This is a genomic window from Streptomyces sp. NPDC107498, assembly GCF_055582805.1.
The window spans coordinates 72,178-78,765 of sequence record NZ_JBVJPE010000028.1 but is presented as its reverse complement, the minus strand read 5'-3'; the positions used below and the strand labels follow the sequence as shown (position 1 = coordinate 78,765).

The 6,588-nt window shown below is 67.3% G+C and carries 5 protein-coding genes and 1 pseudogene; 5 read left to right on the top strand and 1 reads right to left on the bottom strand.

What is annotated here, in order from left to right; all coding sequences use genetic code 11:
• Positions 1-185 (top strand): annotated as a pseudogene (locus ACZ66Z_RS33000) (TerC family protein); the annotation flags it as partial.
• A 324-nt stretch (positions 186-509) separates the two neighbouring features.
• Positions 510-1,898: a carotenoid oxygenase family protein gene (locus tag ACZ66Z_RS32995; RefSeq protein ID WP_469939331.1), complete on the top strand. Its 1,389-nt coding sequence runs from the start codon at positions 510-512 to the stop codon at positions 1,896-1,898.
• Between the two features lie 212 nt (positions 1,899-2,110).
• On the opposite strand, the gene ACZ66Z_RS32990 is transcribed toward ACZ66Z_RS32995, so the two are convergent.
• Positions 2,111-3,205: a globin domain-containing protein gene (locus ACZ66Z_RS32990; protein ID WP_469939329.1), complete on the bottom strand. Its 1,095-nt coding sequence runs from the start codon at positions 3,203-3,205 to the stop codon at positions 2,111-2,113.
• Between the two features lie 1,118 nt (positions 3,206-4,323).
• Here ACZ66Z_RS32990 and ACZ66Z_RS32985 point away from each other — a divergent pair.
• From ACZ66Z_RS32985 to ACZ66Z_RS32975, 3 genes are all read left to right on the top strand, one after another.
• Positions 4,324-4,671 carry a hypothetical protein gene (locus tag ACZ66Z_RS32985; RefSeq protein ID WP_469939327.1) on the top strand — a complete coding sequence of 116 codons (348 nt, stop codon included), beginning with the start codon at positions 4,324-4,326 and terminating at the stop codon, positions 4,669-4,671.
• A 233-nt stretch (positions 4,672-4,904) separates the two neighbouring features.
• Positions 4,905-5,798, top strand: a complete 894-nt coding sequence (locus ACZ66Z_RS32980; protein ID WP_469939326.1) for a peptidoglycan-binding protein — start codon at positions 4,905-4,907, stop codon at positions 5,796-5,798.
• 50 nt (positions 5,799-5,848) lie between these two features.
• Entirely contained in the window at positions 5,849-6,559 is a 711-nt protein-coding gene (locus ACZ66Z_RS32975) for an ABC transporter ATP-binding protein (protein WP_469939340.1), read from the top strand.
• Positions 6,560-6,588: the final 29 nt, after the last annotated feature.

Below are 6,588 nucleotides of genomic sequence, written 5' to 3'. Positions count from 1 at the left end.
AGTCCGGGGTGCACGTCCCCGAGATCTCCATCCCGGTCTCGCTCGGCGTCATCGGCGGCGTCCTGGCCGTCACGACCGTCACCAGCCTGATCGCCGCGAGGAGGCGGTCCGAACGAGAAGCGGCCGGAGGCGTGGTCGACGCGGACGCTGTCCACGCGGACAAGAGTCCCGATCGGCAACCTTAGTCGGCCGGTGCCGTGCGCGGTCTGGACGAGGAGGCGGAGAACCCCTTCCTCGTGGATCCCCGTGGCGCCGGTCGGTGTCTCCAGCCCTGTGCGGAGCTCCGCCCGGCCGACGGCCGAGAGGACCGGAGCGCGTCGGCCCTTCTACTTCTCCTCGATGACGGGACCGTGCCTCGGGTCCCGAGCAGTCCGAGGACGGCACAAGCGCTGCTGGTTGATTCGGTAGAAATCGAAACCTTCCGATCCAGACGGTCGCAATCACTCTATGGTGAAACGAACCGTCCAAGTTGTACCGTCTAGTAACGATTGCGAACCGGAGGAGAAAGCATGACTCGACGCAATTCGAGCAACTTCTATCTCAGCGGGAACTACGCGCCTGTCGACGGAGAGGCCGACTTTTCGGATCTCCCGGTCACCGGAGCCATTCCGCCGGAACTGAACGGCCGCTACTTGAGGATCGGGCCGAATCCGCGAGACTCGGTCGATCCCGAGATCTATCACTGGTTCTCGGGTGAGGGAATGGTGCACGGGATCCAGCTGCGCGAAGGTCGGGCAGACTGGTATCGAAGCCGGTTCACGAAGACGCAGGGATATGCCCCGAACACCAGTGTGATGGCTCATGCGGGGCGCATTCTCACCCTCGTAGAAGCCAGCGATCCGCCGGTGGAGATCAGCCCGGACCTGTCCCGGACCGCGGTCTGGGATTGCGACGGCGCACTCGGCCACGGCTTCTCGGCACACCCCAAGGTCGACCCTGTGACCGGGGACATGCACGCCGTCGTATACGGCACGGGGCTCGCTGGGGCCCGCTACATAGTCCTGGACGAAGCGGGCGAGCTCGCGCACACCGCCGACATCCCGGTGAACGATCTTCCGATGATGCACGACATGGCCCTCACCGAGACACGCCTCGTCGTTCTGGATCTCCCCGTCACGATCGCCGCCGGCATGCGTCGTGCCCAGGCGGGCCTGCCGATCTCCAACATCCCGGCCGTCTGGGACGAGGAACACCCGTCCCGGGTCGGAATTCTGCCGATCAGGGGCACTGCGGAGCAGATTCGGTGGGTCGAGGTGCCCCGCTGCTACGTGTTCCACGTGCTCAACGCGTACGACAACGCCGACGGCTCACTCACCCTCGACGTCATCCGGTACGACGAGGTCTTCCTCCGGGACATGCACGGCCCCGGAGGAAGCGTGCCCACGTTGGTCCGGTGGGTGATCAACCCAGCACTCGGTACCACTAACGAGCAGGTCATCGCCGCCTACAGTGTCGAGTTTCCGCGCATCGACGCGAAGCTCGTGGGCAGACAGCACCGGTACGGCTGGTTCGCCGGCGTGGGGGCCCACGGCATCGCGATCACCGACGGCGTGGAACGTCACCACACGCATGACGGCCTCGCGACCGGCCCCCTGGTCAAGGTGGACACCGTGAAGGGCACCACGGAGATCCGCCATTTCGGTCCCGGCCGCGTCACCATGGAACCCGCCTTCGTGCCGAGGCCGAATGCCGAGGCAGGGGACGACGGTTGGATCCTGTCCGTCGTGTATGACGGGAACACCGACCTCTCCGAGCTGGTGATCCTGGACGCGGGCGACATCCAAACCGATCCGATCGCTCGCGTGCACCTACCGCGCCGGGTCCCGTTCGGCTTCCACGGCAACTGGATCAGCGATGATGAACTCGCTCGACCTATAGGCCCGCGCCACGGCATCTGACCGCTCCCCCACCCTGTACAGGACGGCGAAGCCCGGCCGCTCAACGAGTGAGCCGATGAGGAAGGGCCCCACAACCGTCAGCGTGGTGACGCCGGTCATCGCACCGACGGCGGGAGGGGCCCTGCCGCCTTTCGTCCCTGCGCTGAGAGCACCGGGATCCGCGCCGCCAGGACTCCTGCCTGACCGCCCGCCCCGGCTCTCGGCCGGCGTCGTCATCGGCCTTCGACAGTCGGTAGAAGCGTCTCCAGCGGGTCATGAAGGATGTTCTGCGGGCGGACGCCGAAGTCCTCTAGATTCCTGATTCCTCGGCGCACCATTCCCGCAGGTCCGGAGACGCACGCGTCGTATCCGTACCAGGGACCGAATTCGCGTACGTGAGCGAAGATCTGAGCATCCTCCCCCACCACCGCTCTCACGTTGAGCCGAGGGCACTTCTGCTTCAGACGCAACATCGCGTTCATCTCGCAGAGATCGTTCTCGTCTCTGGCTCCGTAGAAGACATCCACAGGACGCTGGCCGTCGCGCTCGACGACGTCTTCCACGATGGCCCTGATGGGAGCGATTCCGGTTCCCCCGCCCAGGCAGAGCAATCCTCTTTCCGTCGTGTGGTCGACGACCATGGACCCTTCCGAAGGGCCCAGCCTCAGCAGGTCTCCCGGCCGGGCGCGGTTCACCAGTGCGTTCGACACCCATCCGGCGGGGAGCGCTTTGACAAGAAACACCAGCAGGCCGTCTTCGCGCGGTGCCCTCGCAAAGGAGTAGTTCCGCCAGACCCGGGGCCACCACGGCGTCTCCATGCTCGTGAACTGGCCTGGAGCGTATCGGTAGGGCCGGTCGGTGCGGACCGTTATCTCCGCCACCCGGGGGGACCTCATACGATGCGACACGATCTCCGCCGACCACCAGGGCGGCGCGGTTCTCGCGTCCGCGGCGGCCGCGTCCGTCATGATGCGGGCGATCATCCGGTACGAGCGTGTCCACGCGTACTCGCTCGCGTCGTCCCACGTCTCGGGGGCGTGGGCGGACAGCGCGCCGATCAAGGCTTCGCCCACGGCTGGGTAGTGGTCTGGCTCGGTGCCGTACTTCCGGTGCCCGCGCCCGAGGTCCTGGAGGTAACCGGTCAGCCTGGTCGGGCTCACCATCAGTTCAGCGGCTGTGAGCAGGGCCTTGAGCAGGCGATCGCGCTGAACGTCCATCGCGGGCGGGAAGAGGGACCTGAGGTGGGGGTGCCGGGTGAACAGCAGGGCGTAGAAGTGCGAGGTCACCCGTTCGGCGACCGGCGCTATCTCCTGCAGGGTGCGCCTCACCAAAAGAGCGTCGGAAGGGCTTCTGGCACTGGATCGATCGAAAGTGCCGACACCGGACGGTACGTCTTCGAGCGAGGTCTCATCCGGTACGAACGACGCGAGAGGACTCCGCCCGCCGGCCGCTCCCTCCGCGGGTGGCCGCGGGCCTTCCGGACCTCTCCTCACCGGGCTCTTCCTGGTGGTGAACCAGCCCTGTTGGGATCCAGATGCCCCGGCATCGGAGTATGAAGTCGGCCTGTTCATGTTTCATCACCCGCGTGCTACTTCTTCATCGTCGTCTTGTTCCCGGAATCGATCCACGCCGAAGGCGATACGACCTGATCGCGCCCCTACCGTCGCGTACGGTGCCGTGGCCACGGTGGACCCGGACCACAACCGGTCGCCGGCGATCGCGTTGCTGAGCAACTTCAGGGTGAAGCGGCATGGCGAGGAGAGGGCGAGACTTCGTTCCGACCCGCGGGCAGACCGAGCCTCCCGATAGGGAACGCGGAGACGCACGGGTCGCCGGCGGGAATCACAGCGCCGTCATACACCGCACAGCGCCCATCACGCTCGAAGCCGCATCGCGGCGGACGGCGCCTTGCCCGGGGCATCGCCGTCGACGCACGCGCTCGGCCGGCACGCCCCGCCGCCAGACGATCCGTGCCTGTCGCCCCCATGACGCGCCTCCGCCGAGCCGCTCCGGGACCGCGGAGGGAAGGAGGCGCCGGCTGCGGAGGGCGACGATGGGCATGCGTGAGCCAGGTCGGCCGCCGTTGCGAAAAGGTAAGGAAACGCGCTCACCCTCGTGCAACGTGCCAACCCGTGAAATACGACTGCGGTCGGCCGGTGTGCAGGCATTCGAGTCCTGTGCCGGCTGAACCGGAAGCAGGTGTCGGGTCCGTGAACGGGTCGTAGGGGAGTCTTCAGTGAAATCGTCGTTCCGAGTCCGCAGCGGTCTTGCGGCTGCGTGTGCTGTGCTGCTGCTGGGAGCGGGCACGGCTGCCTGTGCCGGAAGCGAGCCGCCCGAGGCCCATGCCGCTCCTTCAGCGAGCGAGGACTCCGCCGGCGAGAAGCCACAGGACGGTGGCGACGCGAGTCAGCCGGGCGACCAGGAAGGGGTCGCGTATGCCGCCTGCATGCGGAAGAACGGCGTCGACGTCCCCGACCCGGAGCCGGGCGACAGCCCGCAGGTTCCCAAGGACGCGGGGAAGTCGATCCTTGCCAAGGCGGCGAAGGAGTGCGGTGACCCGCCGGGGTCGCAGATGGCGGGCGACGGGGGTCTCAGCGGTGATCCCGAGCTGGAGGCGCTGATGCTGGCGAATCAGAAGTGCCTCCGCGAGAACGGCTACGTCCAGCCGGACACCATCACCATGAGGCCGTCCAAGCCTGGCGAGAATCCCGTCCTGGAGAGGGCCATGGCAGCGTGCAAAGGGCCCGGTGACGCTCTCCAGAAGTACGTCGACGAGAAGCTGGGGACGAAGTGATGGAGGAAGGGCCGGGCACGGTCGTCGTGCCCCAGGTTCCTGCGGACGAACCGGGCCACCGGGCCACCGCCCCGGCTCGTTCCCGGCGTGCCGTCATCCTCGCTGCCGTGATGACCGCCGTCCTCGCAGCGGCGGGCGCCGTCGTCTTCGTCGACTACGACACCACACCCCGTACGGCGGCACCTCAGGAGGCGCTGCCGCCGGGGACCGGGCTCATCACCAGGGGTGATCTGGTGACCGAGGTCATCGCGCAGGGTTCCCTCGACTACACCGGAAAACGGACGATCAAGAACTACCTGCCGGGCATCGTGACCCGGACGGCGCCCGCCAACTCTGTCGTCGCGCCGGGAGAAGCCCTCTACGCGGTGAACAACGCGCCGGTCTTCCTGATGGACGGGTCTCTGCCCGCTTGGCGGGAGTTCAAGCGAGGCATGCCCGGCGGCGAAGACGTACGGCAGCTGGAACAGAACCTCGCCGCACTCGGCTATGTCGGCTTCACAGTGGACGAAAAGTACTCCGAGAAGACGGAGGCCGCGGTGAAACGGTGGCAGAAGAAGAACGGCCTGACCGCCAACGGCAAGCTCGAACTGGGCCGGGTGGTCTTCGCTTCGGGATCGCTCCGCATCGCTCGCGCCGGAGTGCGCCCCGGTGATCTGGTCACGGCCGGCCAGGAGGTGCTGGAAGCCACCGGGTCCCAGCACACCGTGTCGGCGGAGATCCCCTCCAAGCAGCAGGACCTGGCCGTCAAGGGCGCAAAAGCCCAGATCGAGTTGCCGGACGGTAGCCGGATCGACGGAACGGTTTCCTCGGTGGGGGTGGAGAAGGCCACACAGGACGGGAAGAAGGCCGTCCCGATCACCGTGCGCCCGGACTCGCCGGACGAGTTCGCCAACATCCAGAGCACGCTGACGGTCGTCGTCCTGAAGCGCACCGAGGCGCGAAACGTGCTGTCCGTGCCCGTGACGGCGCTTCTGCCCGCGCCGGGCGGCGGGTACGTGGTGCAACTGGTGAAGAACGGGAAGACGCAGCAGGTCAAGGTCACTACGGGAGCGTTCGCGGACGGGCGGGCCGAGATCAGCGGCACGGGCCTCAGCGAGGGCATGAAGGTCGGGGTGCCCAAGCTGTGATCAGGCACCCTGGCGGTGGAGAGCCGGCCGCCGAGACGTGTGCCCCACCGATCGTGAGCCTCACCGGCGTGGGCCGTTCCTACGGCACCGCGGCGCAGCGGGTCCACGCACTGCGGGACGTGACCGCGGATATCGGGGCCGGGGAGCTCGTCGCGGTTGTGGGCCCCTCGGGTTCCGGGAAGTCCACCCTGCTCAATCTGATCGGCACCCTCGATCGGCCGACCGCCGGGCAGGTCGTGGTCGACGGACACAGGGTCGACGAACTCCACGACCGGAGGCTGTCCGCGCTTCGCGCACATCGCATCGGTTTCGTCTTCCAGCAGTTTCATCTCTCGGGAGGCACTCGGGCCGTCGACAACGTGGCCGACGGCCTGCTGTATACGGGCTTGCCCCGTAAGGAACGCAGAGCCCGGGCGGCCGACGCGCTCGGGAGGGTCGCCCTCGGCCACCGGCTGAACCATCGACCACACGAGCTGTCCGGTGGAGAGCGGCAGCGGGTGGCCATCGCGCGCGCGGTTGTCGGCGACCCGGCACTGCTCCTGGCGGACGAACCGACGGGAGCGCTGGACACCCGCTCGGGCGCCGTCGTGATGGACATCCTCCGCGAAATGAACCAGTCCGGTACGACCGTGGTGGTCATCACTCACGACGTCTCCCTTGCCGACAGCCTGCCCCGCCGTCTGATCATGCGCGACGGCAGCCTCGTGCAGGACACCGGAACTCCCACGACCACATCACGTCCGACTTTGGAGCGCCTATGAGGAGGAACGGTCCGAACACGTCTCGTCTG